Consider the following 16,255-nt stretch of genomic DNA (forward strand, 5'->3'; position numbering starts at 1 on the left):
GCCCTGCCGCGCCTTGCGGGCGGCGGCAGGGCCGGAGCCCCGATCAGATCACCACATTCACCAGGCGGCCCGGCACCACGATGATCTTCTTGGGCGTCTTGCCTTCGGCAAACTTCAGGAAATCCTCGTTGGCCAGGGCCGCGGCCTCGATGGCGGCCTTGTCGGCCGTGGCGGACACCAGGATGGCGCCGCGCAGCTTGCCGTTGACCTGCAGCACCAGCGAGATCTCGTCCTGCACCAGCGCCTTGGGGTCGACCTGGGGCCAGGCCGCATCGAGCAGGTCGCCCAGGTGGTTGGCATAGCCGAGTTCGCTCCACAGCACGTGGGCCAGGTGGGGCGTGGCGGGGTAGAGCACGCGCAGCAGGATGCCGAAGCCTTCGATCAGCGCCACCTTGGCGCCGGCGTCGTCCAGGGCCTTGAAGTCCTCCAGCGCGTTGATCATCTTCATCGCGCCCGAGACCACGGTGTTGTACTGCATGCGCTGGTAGTCGTATTCCACCTGCTTGAGCACGGTGTGGATTTCCAGGCGCAGCGCCTTGGCGGCCTTGCCGAACTCCACGTCGTCCAGCGAGCGGGCGCCGGCCACGCTGGCCACGGCCGGGGCCATGTCCATCTGCGACAGCTTGAGGCCGAAGTTGTAGACGCGGCGCAGGAAGCGGTAGCTGCCTTCCACGGCGGCATCGTTCCACTCCAGCGTCAGCTCGGGCGGCGCGGTGAACATGGTGTACAGGCGGGCCGTGTCGGCGCCGTACTTCTCGATCAGCTCCTGCGGATCGATGCCGTTGTTCTTGGACTTGGACATGGTGCCCACGCCCTCGTAGTCGATCTCGGTGCCCGCGGGCAGCAGGCCGTCGGCGCTGTCCACGGCGTTCCTGAGCCGGGCGCCCACGATCTTGCCGGTCTCGTCGAACACATGCTCCACATCCTTGGGCCAGAAATATTCCTTGGCGCCCTTGGAGGTGCGGCGGCTGTAGATGTGGTTGAGCACCATGCCCTGGGTGAGCAGCCTGGTGAAGGGCTCGTCGATCTTGAGCAGGCCCAGGTCGCGCATGACCTTGGTCCAGAAGCGCGCGTACAGCAGGTGCAGGATGGCGTGCTCCACGCCGCCGATGTACTGGTCCATCGGCATCCAGTAGTCGGCGCCGTCGGCCACCATCTGCTCGCCGTTCCTGGCGTCGCAGTAGCGCATGAAGTACCAGGACGAGTCCACGAAGGTGTCCATGGTGTCGGTCTCGCGGCGCGCGCTCTTGCCGCAGCAGGGGCAAACCACGCCGGCGTGGAAGGCCTCGCTCTTGACCAGCGGGTTGCCCGAGCCGTCGGGCACCAGGTCCTGCGGCAGCACCACGGGCAGGTCCTTCTCGGGCACGGGCTGCGGGCCGCAGTCCTCGCAGTGGATGATGGGGATGGGCGTGCCCCAGTAGCGCTGGCGGCTGATGCCCCAGTCGCGCAGGCGCCAGGTGGTCTTGAGCTCGCCCAGGCCCTTGTCGGCCAGCAGCTGCGCCACGGCGGCCACGGCATCCTTGTGGTTCAGGCCGTCGAACGCGCCGGAGTTGATCAGCACGCCGCGTTCCTTGTCGCCGTACCAGTCATGCCACTGCTTGTCGTCGTAGGCGTCCTGGCCTTCCACGGCCACGACCTGCCGGATGGGCAGGCCGTACTTGTTGGCAAACGCGAAGTCGCGCTCGTCGTGCGCGGGCACGCCCATCACGGCGCCGTCGCCGTAGCTCATCAGCACGTAGTTGCCGACCCAGACCTCGACCTGGGCGCCCGTGACCGGGTGCGTGACGAACAGGCCCGTGGGCAGGCCTTCCTTTTCCTTGAGTGCGAGTTCGGCCTCGGTGGTGCCGCCCTTCTTGCATTCCTCGATGAAGGCGGCGAGCTTGTCGTTGGTCGCGGCCGCATGCAGCGCCAGCGGGTGCTCAGGCGCCACGGCGCAGAAGGTCACGCCCATGATGGTGTCGGCGCGCGTGGTGAAGACGTAGAGCTTGCCGTCCTGGATCAGCTTGCCGTCGGCGCCCTGGATGCCGTGCGTGAACGCGAAGCGCACGCCCGCGCTCTTGCCGATCCAGTTTTCCTGCATCAGGCGCACCTTGTCGGGCCAGCCGGTCAGCGTGGCCTTCTCGCCGCCGAGCTGCACATGGTCGAGCAGCTCCTGCGCGTAGTCGGTGATCTTCAGGTAGTAGCCGGGGATCTCGCGCTTTTCCACCAGCGCGCCGGTGCGCCAGCCGCGGCCGTCGATGACCTGCTCGTTGGCCAGCACGGTCTGGTCCACCGGGTCCCAGTTCACGACCTGGGTCTTGCGGTAGGCGATGCCCTTTTCCAGCATCTTGAGGAACAGCCACTGGTTCCACTTGTAGTAGTCGGGATCGCAGGTGGCGACTTCGCGGCTCCAGTCGATGGCCAGGCCCATGGCCTGCATCTGCTTCTTCATGTACGCGATGTTCTCGTACGTCCACTTGGCCGGCGGCACCTTGTTCTTGAGCGCGGCATTCTCGGCCGGCAGGCCGAAGGCGTCCCAGCCCATGGGCATGAGGACGTTGTAGCCCTTCATGCGCAGCTGGCGCGTGAGCATGTCGTTGATGGTGTAGTTGCGCACGTGGCCCATGTGCAGCTTGCCGCTGGGGTAGGGCAGCATGGAGCAGGCGTAGAACTTGGGCTTGGTCTTGTCTTCGGTGACGCGGTAGGCGTCCTGGGCGGTCCAGCGGTCCTGCGCGGCGCGCTCGACCTCGATGTGGTTGTACTTTTCTTGCATGGTGCTTGGCAGTCGCCGGTGGCCTCGGGGGCTCCGACAAGGTGGTAATCCGGAATCAGCAGGGATTTTAGGCGCCCTGCCCGAACCCAGAGATTTGGGCTGCCATGCCCGCAGAAAGCGCTGCGCCTTCCGGCCGCGGGCCGGGCCGGGAACTTTGGCCAAGACCGGCTTTCCTACTGGGGCAGGCCGGCATGCGTATGCTTGCAGGCCTGCAGCAGCCTGGCTGCGATCTCCGGCCGGCAGGCCGCCCTTCAGCCACGGGCGCACGCCGGCCGCCATGCGCCCGGATCCCGAGCGCCCCGCCATCGCCCGCGTCCTGCGACGCCGCTTGCGCCGGGGCCGGTCCGCCGCCTGCCTTGCCGTACCGGCCGCCGCGCCGGCCGCGGCCTTTCCGTTTCCCTTCTTGTTCAAGGAGCTCTTGTTGCTTTCCCCATGGTCTTTGACATCCGAATGGAGCCCTTTCATGCAGACCGCGGCCGCCCTGGGCCTGCTGGCGCTGGCCGCACTGATGGCCGGCTGGCTGGCCCGCTGGGGTCTGCTGCGCGTGTTCCGCCGCCTGCGCGACGGCATTGCCGCGGACTGGGCCCAGGTCTTCATGCACGACAAGGTGCTGCGCCGCCTGGCCAGGGCCGTGCCCGCGCTGCTGGTGCAGCTGGGCATAGCGGCCGTGCCGCATCTGCAGCCGCGCCTGGCGCAGCTCATCGCCAACGTGGCGGCCTGCTTCACGGTCTACCACCTGGCGCGCGCGCTGTGCGACCTGCTCAACGCCATGAACGAGGCCCACGACCGCAACGAGGCGCGCAAGGCCACGCCGACCCATTCCATCAAAAGCTACACGCAGCTGGGCAAGCTGCTTGTGTGCATCTTTGCCGCCGTGCTCATCGTGGCCACGCTGCTGGACCGCTCGCCGCTGCTGCTGCTGTCGGGCCTGGGCGCGGCCTCGGCGGTGCTGATGCTGGTGTTCAAGGACACCATCCTGTCCTTTGTCGCCGGCGTGCAGCTGGGCAGCAACGACATGCTGCGCGTGGGCGACTGGATAGAGATGCCCCAGGTGGGGGCCGACGGCTTCGTGATCGACATCGCGCTCAACACCGTCAAGGTGCAGAACTGGGACAAGACCATCACCACCATCCCGACCTGGCGGCTGATGAGCGACAGCTTCAAGAACTGGCGCGGCATGTTCGAGTCGGGCGGGCGCCGCATCCGCCGCAGCCTGCACCTGGATGCGCACAGCATCCATCTGCTCACGCCGGCGGAGCGCGCGCGCCTGTCGGGCATTGCCCTGCTGCGGGATTACTGGAACGAAAAAAGCGGCCTGCGCGCCGTGGACGATGCCCGCCCCGGCTGCATCACGGCGCAAAGCGGCCACCTGATCGCGCCCGACCAGGTGAGCAACCTCGCGGCCTTCAAGGCCTACGCCTATGCCTACCTGCTGGACCATCCGCGCGTGCACAAAAGCCCCGGCATGTTTCTGCTGGCGCGCACGCTGGAGCCCTCGCCCCAGGGCGTGCCGCTGGAGCTGTACTGCTACACGAACACCACGGTCTGGGTGGAGTACGAGGCCGTCCAGGGCGAGATCTTCGACCACCTGATCGCCATGCTGCCGCACTTCGGCCTGTGCCTGTACCAGCGCTCCTCGGACTACGGCATGCACTATCCGGTGCCCGGCGCGCGCAAGGCGGCCGACGAGAGCCTCGCACCGGCCACCAGATAAGTGAGCTGGCAGCGCCTGCATTCAAAAGGTTTCAAGCACTTTTCCCTTTGAAACCATTGAATGGCAGGCGCAAGAAGCTATCCCATCAGAAGCACGCCCTGCACTACAGCGGCTTGCCGTCCTCGTCCGCCAGCCCCACCAGCAGGGCGCGGCCGTCGGGCAGCACGCGGAAGTCGCCAAAGCGCGCCCGGGCGAAATGCTCGCCCCGGCCTTCCGCGAAGAAGAAGGCATCGGTCACCAGAGTCCAGCGGCCCTTGAGCTGCCTGAGCGGCAGCAGCAGCTCGTCGGCGGCCAGCACTTCCTGCGGCCGGGCCAGGCGCTCGATACGCGCGCGGCCCTGCGCATCCCGGCGCGCCACCGCCTGCGCCGACACGGCCGCGCTGCCGTCCAGTGCGTCGCGGACCGCGGCCGGAATGTCGAAGTTCAGGCTCATGTAGTCGCCCTGCATCAGCGAGCGCGGATCGACCGGCGCCAGCGGCACCAGCAGCGGCTGACCGTTGGCCATCACGGCCTCCTTGCCGCGCACATCCCAGTTCACCAGGCCGAAGGCCAGCACGGCGCCCAGCGCCAGCCAGGCCAGCGGCATGCGCGCAGCCGCCGCGGAGCTTGCGGCCGTCCCGGCTGTCCGTGCTGCCGCACCCCGCCTCAGCCAGCGCTGCGCGAGCAGGCCCAGCAACAGCGCCGCGCCCAGCACGGCCAGTCCCAGGCCCTTGAGGGCCAGCGGCCACTGCAGGCTGTAATAGAAGCGGCCCAGCAGCCACAGCATGCCCAGCCCGCACAGGGCCAGAATGCGCCAACGCGCGCCCGCAGCGGCGGCAAAGCCGACCACCGCCGGTACGGCCAGCGCAGGCTGGTACCAGGATGCTGCGGCCAACAGCAGCACGATCAGCACCAGCGCCCCGCGCACGCCGGGCAGCAGCAGACCGTTGTGCTGCCAGCGCCTGGCCAGCACCGCGCCGGCCGCCAGCGTCAGCAGCACGGCCAGCGCATTCCAGCCGGGGCCGAACGGCAGCAGCTCCAGGCGGTCCCCGCCGGCCTGCAGCCAGAACGCAGGCGCCACATACTCGCTCAGCACCGTGCACAGCAGGCCCACGATGGCCGCATCGGCGCATGCGGCCCATGGCGCCATGCCGCGCCGCAGATGCTGCGGCTCCCGCCATATCCAGAAGCCCCAGGCCAGGGCTAGTAGCACGGCGGCCGGCTGCAAGGGCGCCAGCAGCAGGCTGCCGCCCAGCAGTGCGACGCCGAAGCCGTAGGCCGAGGCACCGAACGACACCGCCATGACCTGGCGCACCCACAGCGGCCCGGCCAGTGCCGCACCCGCTGCCTGCGCCAGCGCCAGGCAGCCGCTGAGCACGGTGAACAGCTGCCGCTCGCTGCCGTCCAGCGACAAGGCCAGCTGCAGCGCCAGCAGACCCTGGCCGCCGCTCCAGAGCACCAGGCCCATGCAGCTGGCAAACACATGCTGCGCCTTGCGCAGCATCAGCCCGCCGACACCCATGCCGATCAGGCCCAATACATAGGCACCGCCGCTTTCCCACCAGAAATCGATGCCGGTCACCAGCACCAGCCCGAGCAGCGGTATGGTGCACAGTGCGGCACCCAGCATGGCCAGGGCAACGATCCAGAACGAGGGCTGCTCCTGCCCCGTGGCCACGGTCTCGTCCTGCACCAGCCCCTGCTGGCGGGCCGCGGCCCACCATGCGGGCACGGAGGTCCCTGCGGAGTTCCGGAAATTCATGCCACCTGCTCCTTGTTTGCCGCCATGGCCTCGGCCGCCATGCGGCGCTGCACCGACAGCAGTCCGGCCACCGAACCGCCCAGGCCGCCCACGCCCACGATCAGGCCGATCAGCAGCAGCCCCACCAGATCAGAACCCGTCGCCACGCGCAGCGCCGCAGCCATTAGCAGCGCATTGGCCGCCACGGTGGCCAGGCACAGACTGGCAAAGTCCTGCCAGCGCCCTGCATTGCGGGACAGCAACCACACGGCCGCCACCAGCGCGCAGGCCACGGCAAACAGGCCCGCGCCTGACGGTGCATCAAACAGGCCGGTAGTGCCGTCAATGCACCAGGCCGCCAGCGCCAGGCCCAGCGCCAGCCGGTGCGACCCGCGGCCCAGGCCCTGCGCCAGGCGCAGGCCGGCGAGGCTCGCCACCAGGCCTGGCACCACGGCCAGCGCCAGCCACAGGCCCATGCGCAAGCCCTGGGCCGGAGCCGAAGACGGAAGCTGCAGCATGTCGAACCAGCCGCCCAGGCGGCCTTCCCAGCTGAGCAGCCCCGCGGCGCAGATGCCAATCCACAGGGTCCACAGGACGTCGCTGCGCGCCAGGCCCGTCCAGACCAGCGACAGCGCCGCCCAGGCGGCGAACAGCTGCCAAGCATCGGCGCCGGTCTGGTAGGTCTGGCCCACGAAGGCCAGCAGTCCACCCAGCACCAGATTGGCCGCCAGCAGGGCCGGCACCCGGGCGCGCGGCAAGGCTGCGGCCGCCATCACGCTCAGTGCCAGCGCGGCCTCGATCAGGCCCAGCTTGAACATGCGGGTCTGCTCCTGCCAGTTGGCCGCGATCCAGAAGATCAGCCCGCCGGCCAGGAGCAGGGCCGCGACGAGCAAAAGGCCCTGGTTCAAGCGCCGTGCCAGCAGCGCGGGTTCGGCCGGCGCCATGGCCAGGCGGTAGAGCTGCTGCCTTTGGCTGGCATCAAGCCGGGCATCACTGGCGGCCCGGTACAGGATTGGGTCCATGCAAGACTCCCTGGAGATAGGTATTCAGGAGCAAGAGCGCCCCCTTCATGGCGTGCAATGTAGCAAGCACCGGTACGGTCCGGGCACCATCGAAAGCCAAGTATCTTCAAGCGATACGCGCAGTAGCCCGCATGGGCCGCCTCAGCGCTTGTCCGGTTCCGCGACAAAGCCTATGCGCGTGAGCCCCGCAGCGTGGGCCCAGCCCATGAGCTCGACCACGCGCCCATAGGGAACCGAGGTATCCGCGCGCAGCTGGATTTCGGCATCGGGCCGGCTTGCGCCCAGGTTTTTGAGCTGCTGCTGCACGGCCTCGTCGCTGGCTTCCTTGCCCTGCACCCAGATCGCGCCGCCGGGGCTGATCTCCACCAGCAGCGTCTCGCTGCGCGCCACCGGTCCTTGCGGCACGGCGGACTGCGCCCTGGGCAGCTGCAGGCGCAGGCTGGCGGCCAGCATGGGCGCGGCCAGGATGAAGATCACCACCAGCACCAGCATCACATCCACCAGCGGCGTGACGTTGATGCTGCTGACCGGTGCGTCGCCGCCCTGGCGCGTGTTCATTCGTCCGAATGCCATGGCCGCTCACCCGGCCCTATCCGGCATCGCCGCCGAACTGGGCCTGCAGATCATGCGCAAACCCTTCGAGCAGGACCTGCAGCATGCCGGCCGCGCGGCCGAACAGGTTGTAGGCCAGCACGGCCGGCAAGGCCACGGCCAGGCCCGCAGCCGTCATCACCAGGGCCTCGCCCACCGGCCCGGCCAGTTGCTCTATGCCGACCTGGCCGCTGCCGGCCAGCACGCCCAGTGCATGGTGGATGCCCCAGACCGTGCCCAGCAGGCCGACGAAAGGCGCCGTGGCGCCTATGGTGGCCAGCAGCGTCTGGCCCCACTGCAGTTGCAGCGCAGCGGCATCCAGCCCGGCGCGCAGGCCGCGCATAAGCCGCTGGCCATGGCTGGCGCGCCCGGCCAGGTCCTGCGCAGCCACCGCCTGCGCCGGCTCCGGCAAAGCCTGGACCATGGGCCGCAGCAACCGGCGCGCATCCAGTCCATGCACTGCGGCCCGTGCCTGCGCCACATCCGGTGCCTGCCAGAAGGCAGCAATGGCCCGGGAGACGCTGCGCCGCGCCGAGGCCATGAACCGGAGCTTGTAGACGATGATCACCCAGCTGGCCACGGACATGGCCAGCATCACCACGGCCGTGCTGCGCGTCACCGCATCGCCCTGTTCCAGCCAGTGCCACAGTCCCGAAGACATTGTTCACCTCGCTCCAGATACGACAAGGGGCCGGCCGGCCCCTCCAGTCATGCGATCCATCAGCGCAGGTTCAGCACATCGAACATGTCGAACTGGCCGGCCGTCTTGCCCGCCAGATAGCCCACGGCCCGCAGGCTGCCTTGCGCATAGCCGGCGCGGCTGCTGGACTTGTGCGAAATCTCGATGCGCTCGCCCGTGCCCGCAAACAGCACGGTATGGTCGCCCACGATATCGCCGCCGCGCACGGTGGCAAAGCCGATGCTGTCCTCCTTGCGCTCGCCCGTGTGGCCGAAGCGCTCGTAGACGGCGCGATCGGCCAGCTTCGTGCCCTGGGCCTCTGCGATCACCTCGCCCATCTTGAGAGCCGTGCCCGAAGGCGCGTCCACCTTGTGCTTGTGGTGGGCCTCGACGATCTCGATGTCGTAGCCGGTGCGCAGCGCCTTGGCCGCCATCTCCAGCAGCTTGAGCGTCACGTTCACGCCCACGCTCATGTTGGGCGCCAGCACCAGTGCGGTCTTTTGGGCGTACTCGGCGATCTGCGCCTTCTGCGCCTCCGAAAAGCCCGTGGTGCCGATCACCACCTTCACGCCCAGCTCGGCCGCCACGGCCAGGTGCTCCATGGTGCCTTCGGGGCGCGTGAAGTCTATCAGGCAATCGGCCTTGGCCAGCGCGGCGCGGATATCGCTCTCGATCTTCAGGCCGCTGGGCTGGCCCAGGAAGGCCGAGGGATCGGTGCCGATGGAAGGGCTGTCGGCGCGGTCCAGCGCTGCGGCAAGCACGCAGTCGCTGCTGTTCAGGATGGCTTCGATCAGCATGCGGCCCATGCGGCCGGAGGCGCCCGCCACGGCAACGCGCTGGCGGACGGAAGAAGATGCGGTATTTGCGGTCATGCGCTATCGCTCACGGTGTTTCTGGCGCCTGCTGCGGCCCAAGGGCGCCGGTCAAGGGTCGAATCGGAATCAAAAGGGGACGGCCAAGTGCAGCCGGCCCGGCACGGCAGGCCGTCAATAGCGTGAAGCCGGCTCCAGTGGAGGATAGCTGGCAGCGGCGGGCGGCAGGCTGTCCTCGGGCTTGTCGGCGTCCGCCTCCTTGCGCGGCGGGTACTTGGCCAGCTGGGCTTCCGTGGCTTCGAGCTGCGGCACCTTGGGCTTGCCCTTCAGGCCCTTGAGGCTGGCCACGAATTCGGCCTCCGAAGGCATTTCGTCGCCTTCGGCGCGCACAAAGCGGTCGCCTTCGAAGAACACCGTCAGCTTGCGCACCTGGGGATCCACATCGGGACGCTTGATCGTGAACACATATTCCCAGCGGTCGGCATGGAACACGCTGGTGACCAGCGGCGTGCCCAGGATGTCGCGGATCTGCTGCCGGCTCATGCCGGGCTGCAGCGCCTGCACCTGTTCCTTGGAGACGAAATTGCCTTGCACCACCTCCACCTTGTAGGGCGTGATGGCATTGGCGACACGGTGAGCTGCTCCATCGAGACTGTTGCAGCCGGCCAATGCCGCTGCGACTGCCAGCGTCAGGGCCAGACCTGCGCGGCTACGGGCTTGAACATGCATGGATAATGGCATAGGGATATGATCAGGATCATTGTAGCGGCTGGTCCCGAAGGCGCCCGATGATTCCAACGGCCCCGGCGCCAGGGCCATCGACTGCTGTCCATGCTTGCATGGCAGTCCACCCAGAGACCCTGACATGAAGAACATCGACGAACTCAAGAGCACCGGCCTGAAAGCCACCCTGCCGCGCCTGAAGATCCTGGAGATCTTCCAGACCGGCGCCCAGCGCCACATGACGGCCGAAGACGTGTTCCGCGTGCTGCTGGACGAACGTTCGGACATCGGCCTGGCCACCGTCTACCGCGTGCTCACCCAGTTCGAACAGGCCGGCATCCTCATCCGCAGCAATTTCGAAAGCGGCAAGGCCGTTTACGAACTCAACGAAGGCCAGCACCACGACCACTTCGTCTGCACCAGCTGCGGCAAGGTCGAGGAGTTCTACGACGCCGAGATCGAAAAGCGCCAGAACCTGATCGCCAAGTCCAAGGGCTGGGTGATCCAGGACCATTCCATGGCGCTGTACGGCCAGTGCGCCGAATGCGCCAAGCGGGCTGCGCACAAATAACGGCAGTTCCCGGGCAAAACACTTGGGGCGAAGCATGCAAATGCTTCGCCCTTTTACTTTTTGTGGCGCAAACTTGTACGCGCAGAGGGACTCTCGGACAAGGGAGACGCCGCTTTCAAGCTGTTGTTCAGCTCGGCACACCTAATCTGCCTGCATTCCATGGCAACCCCAAGGAGGCTGCATGCGGCGGCCGCACTTCGCTCAGGAAAAATACTGGATCTGGATCGCAGCCGCCGCGCTGGCCGGCTGCACCGCATTGCCCCAGGGCACGGGCACGGGCACGGCCACGCCCTACCATGCCGATCCCCTGACCCGGCAGGCGCTGGCCAGCCCGCAGCTGGCGGCACCGCTGACCGCCGAACAGCGCCAGCAATGGCTGGACCGCATCACCTGGGGCGCCAGCGACAGCGACGACAGCCAGCTGCAGAAGCTCGGCCTGAAGGCATGGCTGGCGCAACAGCTCGCGCCCGGCCTGGCGCCCTTGCCCGCCGAAGCGCAGCAGCGTGTCGATGCCCTCGATATCAGCCAGCGCAGCATGGAGCAGATCCAGCAGGATGTCGCTGCCCAGCGCCAGGCGATCCGCAATGCCGCCGATCCCGAAGAAAAGTCGCGCCTGGGCCAGGCTTTGCAGCGCCAGCTCAACCAGTGGGCCCAGGAGGCGCAGAAGCGCCACCTGCTGCGCGCACTGTATTCCCCGCACCAGCTGCAGGAGCAGATGACCTGGTTCTGGATGAACCATTTCAACGTCAGCACGCGCAAGGGCGATGTCCGCCTGTGGGTGGGGGACTATGAGGAGCACGCCATCCGCCCCCATGCCCTGGGCAATTTCCGCCAGTTGCTGGAAGCCAGCATGCGCCATCCGGCCATGCTGGTGTACCTGGACAACGCGAGCAACGCCGCCGGCCATATCAACGAGAACTATGCGCGCGAGCTGCTGGAGCTGCACACCATGGGTGTGGGAAGCGGCTACACCCAGGCCGATGTTCAGGCCATGGCCCATGTGCTGACGGGCGTCGGCTTCACCACGCGCGAAGCCGGTGCGCCCGCTCCCAAGCTGCGCCCCGAGCGGCGCGGCGACTATGTGCGCCAGGGTTTCTTCGAATTCAACCCCAACCGCCACGATTACACGCCCCAGACATTCCTCGGCCGTCCGCTGCAGGGCCAGGGCATGGCCCAGGTGGAAGAAGCACTGGACCGCATCGTGGCGGCACCCGCCACCGCACGCTTCGTCGCCCGCAAGCTGGCGGTCTATTTCATCGACGACAACCCGCCTGCGCAACTGGTGGAACGTGCCGCACAGGCCTTCGAGCGCAGCCGGGGCGACATAGCCGCCACCCTGGCCACCCTGCTCGCGGCCCCTGAGGCAATGCAGCGCTTCGGCCAGCGCTTCAAGGACCCTGTGCACTATGTCGTCGGCGCCACGCGCCTGGCCTATGACCCGCGGGTCGCCACCGACATGGCGCCGCTGCTGGGCTGGCTCAGCCGCCTGGGCGAGCCGCTCTACGGCCACGAGACGCCCGACGGCTATCCGCTGGCGCAGTCTGACTGGTCGAGCTCCGGCCAGATGACCGCAAGATTCGAGGTGGCGCGCCAGATGGCCGCACGCGGGGCCGTGCTGTTTCGCACCGAGCCGCAGGCCGCGCTGGAAAAACCGCCCTACCCGGATCTGGCCAAGCGCGGCAGCGTGCAGGCGCGCCTGCCTTCCTGGAGCGCCCGTTCACGCCAAGCCCTGGCACAGGCGCGCAATCCCGTGGACTGGAATACCTATTTCCTCTCCGCCCCCGAGATGATGTTCCGCTGACACCGTGCCCTGGAGTTTTTCCATGCAAAGACGCCGATTCCTTTCCGCCGCCGCGGGCCTGCCCTTCGCCGCCTATCTGGGGCGCGGATGGACCGCCACGCCCCAGGCCGGCACCCCCCGCTTCCTGCTCGTATTCCTGCGCGGCGCCTATGACTGCAACAGCCTACTGGTCCCCACGCACAGCGAGTTCTACTACCGCGCCCGGCCCACGATCGCCATCGCCCGCCCCGGCCAGGCGCAGGGCGCCCTGGCGCTGAATGCCGACTGGGGCCTGCATCCCATGCTCGAAGACAGCATCCTGCCCCTGTTCCAGAGCCGGCAGGCCTGCTTTGTGCCGTTTGCCGGCACCAACGACCTGTCCCGCAGCCATTTCGAGACGCAGGACTCCATAGAACTCGGCCAGCCGCTGGAGGGGCACAAATCCTTCCAGTCCGGCTTTCTGAACCGGCTGGCCCAGGTGCTGCAGTCCGACCGGCAAAGCCGCCGCGGGCCGAGCACCATGGCCTTCACCGCCCAGCTGCCGCTGGCCCTGCGCGGCAGCGCCCAGGCGGCCAACATGGCGCTGGCCTCGGTGGGCAAGGCCGGCGTGGACGAGCGCCACAGCCAGGTCATTGCGTCCATGTACCAGGGCACGCCGCTGGGAGGCGCCGTGGCCGAAGGATTTTCCGTCCGGGATGCCGTGCAGCGCGGCGTACAGGAGGAAATGGACAGGGCCGGGCGCGATGCCATCAGCGCCAAGGGCTTCAGCCTCGTGGCGCAGCGCATGGCCGTCCTCATGCGCGAGCAGTTCGACCTGGGCTTCGTGGATGTCGGCGGCTGGGACACCCACGTGAACCAGGGCGGCGCCAGCGGCAACCTGGCCAACCGCCTGGCGGAACTGAGCCGCGGCCTGGCCACTTTCGCCCAGGAAATCGGCCCCGAGCCCTGGCGCAACACCGTGGTGGCCGTCATCAGCGAATTCGGCCGGACCTTCCGCGAAAACGGCAACAAGGGCACGGACCACGGCCACGGCACGGTGTACTGGTTCCTCGGCGGCGGCCTCTCGTCCCGAGCCGGCGGCTCCATTGCCGGCACGCAGGCCGAGGTGACCGAAAAAGCGCTGTTCCAGAACCGCGACTATCCGGTGCTCAACGAATACCGCGATGTGCTGGGCGGCTTGTTCGGCAGGATGTACGGCCTGAGTCCGGCCCAGGTACAGCAGGTTTTCCCGGCCTCGCAGGCCAGGGACCTGCACCTGGTCTGATACCGCAAACCGGCGGAGCTGCGCTACCCAGGCCAGGAAGAAGGCGCGTGGCGCCCCAACGGGATCAATCCAGTGAGCTGCCGCGCTCCATCGCGAGGCGATGGCGCTGCACGAATTCCTGATAGGTGTCGATGCCGCGCAACTGCAGGATGGCATTGCGCACGGCCGCCTCGACCAGCACGGCGATATTGCGGCCGGCCACCACCTGGATCACCACCTTGCGCACGGGCACGCCCAGCACGTCCTGCGTCAGCGGCTCGGCCGGCAGGCGCTCGTATTCGCGCTCCATGGTTTCCTTGCGCACCAGATGCACGATGAGCTTGAGCCGCATCTTGCGGCGCACCGCCGTCTCGCCGAAGATCGATCGGATGTCGAGCAGGCCGATGCCGCGCACTTCCAGCAGGTTCTGCAGCAGGTCCGGGCATTTGCCCTCGACCGTGGTCTGGTTGATGCGATACAGATCCACGGCATCGTCGGCCACCAGGCCGTTGCCCCGGGTCACCAGTTCCAGCCCCAGCTCGCTTTTGCCCAGGCCCGACTCGCCGGTGATCAGCACGCCCATGCCCAGAATGTCCATGAACACGCCGTGCATGGTGATGCGGTCGGCGAAGTGCTTGGACAGATAGGCGCGCAGCACGTCGATCACAAAGGCCGACTGCTCCTGGGTGGCGAACATGGGGATGTGCGCGCGCTCGCACATGGACAGCAGTTCGTCCGGCGCGTTCTGGCCGTCGGCCAGCACCAGCACCGGAGGCTCCAGCGTGACGATGCGGGCCACACGGCGCAGACAGTCCTGCGAAGTGGCATTGGTCAGGTAGGCGATCTCGCGCTCGCCCAGCACCTGCAGGCGGTAGGGATGGATGTAGTTGAGATAGCCGACCAGGTCGGCCCCCGAGCGCGCCGAGCGCACGGCCATCTCGTCGAAGCGGCGCTCGGAAGCGCCCAGGCCCGCCACCCACTGCCAGCGCAGGCTGGAGTTGCGGAAGGCCTCGAACAACACGTCGGCACTGATGGCACTGGGTCTCATGGCAAGGCCCTGCGAAAAAGGGAAAGGCTTAGACCAGCGGCGCGGCCGACGACTGCCAGCTGGCGATCATGCCGTGCAGCTGCTGGGCATCCGTGCAGGACTTCAGGCGCTCGCGCAGCTGGCTGTCGCTGAGCAGCTCGGCGATTTCCGAAAGGATTTCCAGGTGCTTCTGCGTGGCGGCCTCGGGCACCAGCAGGAAGATCAGCAGGCTGACCGCCTGCTCATCCGGCGCGTCGAAGCCGATGGGGTTGGCCAGCTGGAACACGGCGGCCATGGGTGCCGTCAAGCCCTTGATGCGGCCGTGCGGAATCGCGACCCCGTGGCCCAGGCCCGTGGAACCCAGGCGCTCGCGCGCGAACAGGCTGTCGGTGATCAGGGCACGGGACAAACCATGCAGACTCTCAAAGAGCAAACCCGCTTCTTCAAAAGCGCGTTTCTTGCTGGTGACATCAACGCTCACAAGCACTTGAGCGGCGGGAAGAATGGAGGCTAGGCGATTCATGGTTGGTCAACAATTATGCACCGCAGCGCTGAAAACCGTGGGGAAACCCTGATCGCCATCAAAAAAATGCCCCCACGCCTGTCCGCGTTATACCGCCGCGGCCCATGAAGATCCGCTTTGGGCTCCAGGGCATCCCGGCGGCAAAACACCGCCTCTGCAGGCGGTGTTCCATTCGTTGTGTCCCGGCCACAACCGCTGGCAAAAGGGCCGCAAACACCAGGCTTGCGGCCTTTATTCATCAAGCGGACATCTCCGCCAGCTGCAGTCCTGCGCCCGGCAGGCGCTTGGCCGTGCCGTAGCGGCTGGTGTGCTGGCGCGTCTTGTAGCGCACGACGGCACGGTCCAGCTTGTCGGCCAGGGCGTCCACGGCCGCATACAGATCGAAGTGGCGGGTCTCCACGAACAGGTCCTGGCCCTTGACGCGCACCGTACAGCCGGCACGCTGGCGCTTGTCCTTTTCCTTTTGCTTGTGCACGGTCAACAGGACCTTGACGTCCACGACCTGATCGAAGTGCCGCAGGATGCGTTCGAGCTTGGCCATCACGTAACTGCGCAACGAGGGAGTGACCTCCAGGTGATGTCCGCTAATCGTCAGATTCATAACAAAACACTCCTTTTTTTCCCGGTGAAAACAGCCTTGCCGCCACGCCAACACCGCGTGTTCCAAGGCCTGCAGATCGGAATGCGCATTCGTCTTGCTGCGCAACCACTATGCGCCCCGCAAGGGGCCAAGGCAACCGAAAAGCCGCGATAGCGCAGGCTCGCGCAGGGCCTTGCCGGCATATTTGGCGAGGGCCGGGTTTGGGCGCACAATGGCTGGCTTTGAGTGGCTCCTGCGTGTATTTCCTACATGGAGCAGTCAGATTTACGACACACCGGCAGCGCTGCCGCCGTCATGCACCTTCCCCGGGTCCTACGGGAGAGCGGAGGCCGGCTTGCGCTGCCGGGACCTTCGCAGAGCGCTCGGGGCAGGCATGACTGCACGGGCGGGCTGCGCCGGTAAAATCGCGCTTTTACGCAGCCGCCCTTGTTGACAACCAGCAGGCCTGCGGCGCCGGCAAGCCCCGCCACGGGATGGCAGGGCCGCCAGCGCCGGAC

14 protein-coding genes are annotated in these 16,255 nt (G+C 67.5%); 4 read left to right on the forward strand and 10 right to left on the reverse strand.

Annotated elements, in window-relative coordinates; all coding sequences use genetic code 11:
* Positions 1 to 43 precede the first annotated feature (43 nt).
* Positions 44 to 2,752: a leucine--tRNA ligase gene (gene leuS, locus Cte04_RS16760; protein ID WP_066480866.1), complete on the reverse strand. Its 2,709-nt coding sequence runs from the start codon at positions 2,750 to 2,752 to the stop codon at positions 44 to 46.
* A gap of 463 nt (positions 2,753 to 3,215) precedes the next feature.
* Here leuS and Cte04_RS16765 point away from each other — a divergent pair, with 463 nt between their 5' ends.
* A complete protein-coding gene (locus Cte04_RS16765) occupies positions 3,216 to 4,466 on the forward strand; it encodes a mechanosensitive ion channel family protein (protein WP_066480867.1) in 1,251 nt (416 codons plus the stop codon).
* A 103-nt stretch (positions 4,467 to 4,569) separates the two neighbouring features.
* Here Cte04_RS16765 and Cte04_RS16770 read toward each other — a convergent pair whose 3' ends face one another.
* From Cte04_RS16770 to Cte04_RS16795, 6 genes are all read right to left on the reverse strand, one after another.
* Positions 4,570 to 6,207, reverse strand: coding sequence for a GDYXXLXY domain-containing protein (locus tag Cte04_RS16770; protein WP_083526710.1), 1,638 nt, complete (start codon positions 6,205 to 6,207; stop codon positions 4,570 to 4,572).
* Positions 6,204 to 7,208: a DUF2157 domain-containing protein gene (locus Cte04_RS16775; RefSeq protein ID WP_066480869.1), complete on the reverse strand. Its 1,005-nt coding sequence runs from the start codon at positions 7,206 to 7,208 to the stop codon at positions 6,204 to 6,206. Before Cte04_RS16775 ends, Cte04_RS16770 begins: the two co-directional genes overlap by 4 nt.
* A gap of 141 nt (positions 7,209 to 7,349) precedes the next feature.
* Entirely contained in the window at positions 7,350 to 7,781 is a 432-nt protein-coding gene (locus Cte04_RS16780) for an ExbD/TolR family protein (RefSeq protein WP_066480871.1), read from the reverse strand.
* 16 nt (positions 7,782 to 7,797) lie between these two features.
* The gene (locus Cte04_RS16785) at positions 7,798 to 8,460 is read right to left on the reverse strand and encodes a MotA/TolQ/ExbB proton channel family protein (protein ID WP_066480874.1); all 663 of its coding nucleotides are present in this window, start codon (positions 8,458 to 8,460) and stop codon (positions 7,798 to 7,800) included.
* 59 nt (positions 8,461 to 8,519) lie between these two features.
* Positions 8,520 to 9,350, reverse strand: a complete 831-nt coding sequence (gene dapB, locus Cte04_RS16790; RefSeq protein ID WP_066480875.1) for a 4-hydroxy-tetrahydrodipicolinate reductase — start codon at positions 9,348 to 9,350, stop codon at positions 8,520 to 8,522.
* Between the two features lie 114 nt (positions 9,351 to 9,464).
* The gene (locus Cte04_RS16795; RefSeq protein ID WP_066480876.1) at positions 9,465 to 10,019 is read right to left on the reverse strand and encodes an outer membrane protein assembly factor BamE; all 555 of its coding nucleotides are present in this window, start codon (positions 10,017 to 10,019) and stop codon (positions 9,465 to 9,467) included.
* 136 nt (positions 10,020 to 10,155) lie between these two features.
* Between Cte04_RS16795 and fur the strand changes: the two genes are divergently transcribed.
* The 3 genes from fur (at position 10,156) to Cte04_RS16810 (ending at position 13,628) form a co-directional block, all read left to right on the forward strand.
* Positions 10,156 to 10,584, forward strand: coding sequence for a ferric iron uptake transcriptional regulator (gene fur / locus Cte04_RS16800; protein ID WP_066480879.1), 429 nt, complete (start codon positions 10,156 to 10,158; stop codon positions 10,582 to 10,584).
* Between the two features lie 181 nt (positions 10,585 to 10,765).
* Positions 10,766 to 12,385, forward strand: coding sequence for a DUF1800 domain-containing protein (locus tag Cte04_RS16805; RefSeq protein WP_066480885.1), 1,620 nt, complete (start codon positions 10,766 to 10,768; stop codon positions 12,383 to 12,385).
* 22 nt (positions 12,386 to 12,407) lie between these two features.
* On the forward strand, positions 12,408 to 13,628 hold the full coding sequence (locus tag Cte04_RS16810; protein ID WP_066480887.1) for a DUF1501 domain-containing protein: 1,221 nt from the start codon (positions 12,408 to 12,410) through the stop codon (positions 13,626 to 13,628).
* A 64-nt stretch (positions 13,629 to 13,692) separates the two neighbouring features.
* On the opposite strand, the gene hprK is transcribed toward Cte04_RS16810, so the two are convergent.
* The 3 genes from hprK to hpf all read right to left on the reverse strand — a co-directional run bounded on the left by hprK (position 13,693) and on the right by hpf (position 15,758).
* Positions 13,693 to 14,655, reverse strand: a complete 963-nt coding sequence (gene hprK, locus Cte04_RS16815) for an HPr(Ser) kinase/phosphatase (protein ID WP_066480888.1) — start codon at positions 14,653 to 14,655, stop codon at positions 13,693 to 13,695.
* A 28-nt stretch (positions 14,656 to 14,683) separates the two neighbouring features.
* A complete protein-coding gene (locus Cte04_RS16820) occupies positions 14,684 to 15,157 on the reverse strand; it encodes a PTS sugar transporter subunit IIA (RefSeq protein ID WP_066480889.1) in 474 nt (157 codons plus the stop codon).
* 238 nt (positions 15,158 to 15,395) lie between these two features.
* Complete coding sequence (gene hpf / locus Cte04_RS16825; protein WP_066480892.1) at positions 15,396 to 15,758, reverse strand: ribosome hibernation-promoting factor, HPF/YfiA family; 363 nt, start codon at positions 15,756 to 15,758, stop codon at positions 15,396 to 15,398.
* Between the last annotated feature and the right edge of the window lie 497 nt (positions 15,759 to 16,255).

Source organism: Comamonas terrae (assembly GCF_001544075.1).
Taxonomy (GTDB): Bacteria; Pseudomonadota; Gammaproteobacteria; order Burkholderiales; family Burkholderiaceae_C; genus Comamonas; species Comamonas terrae.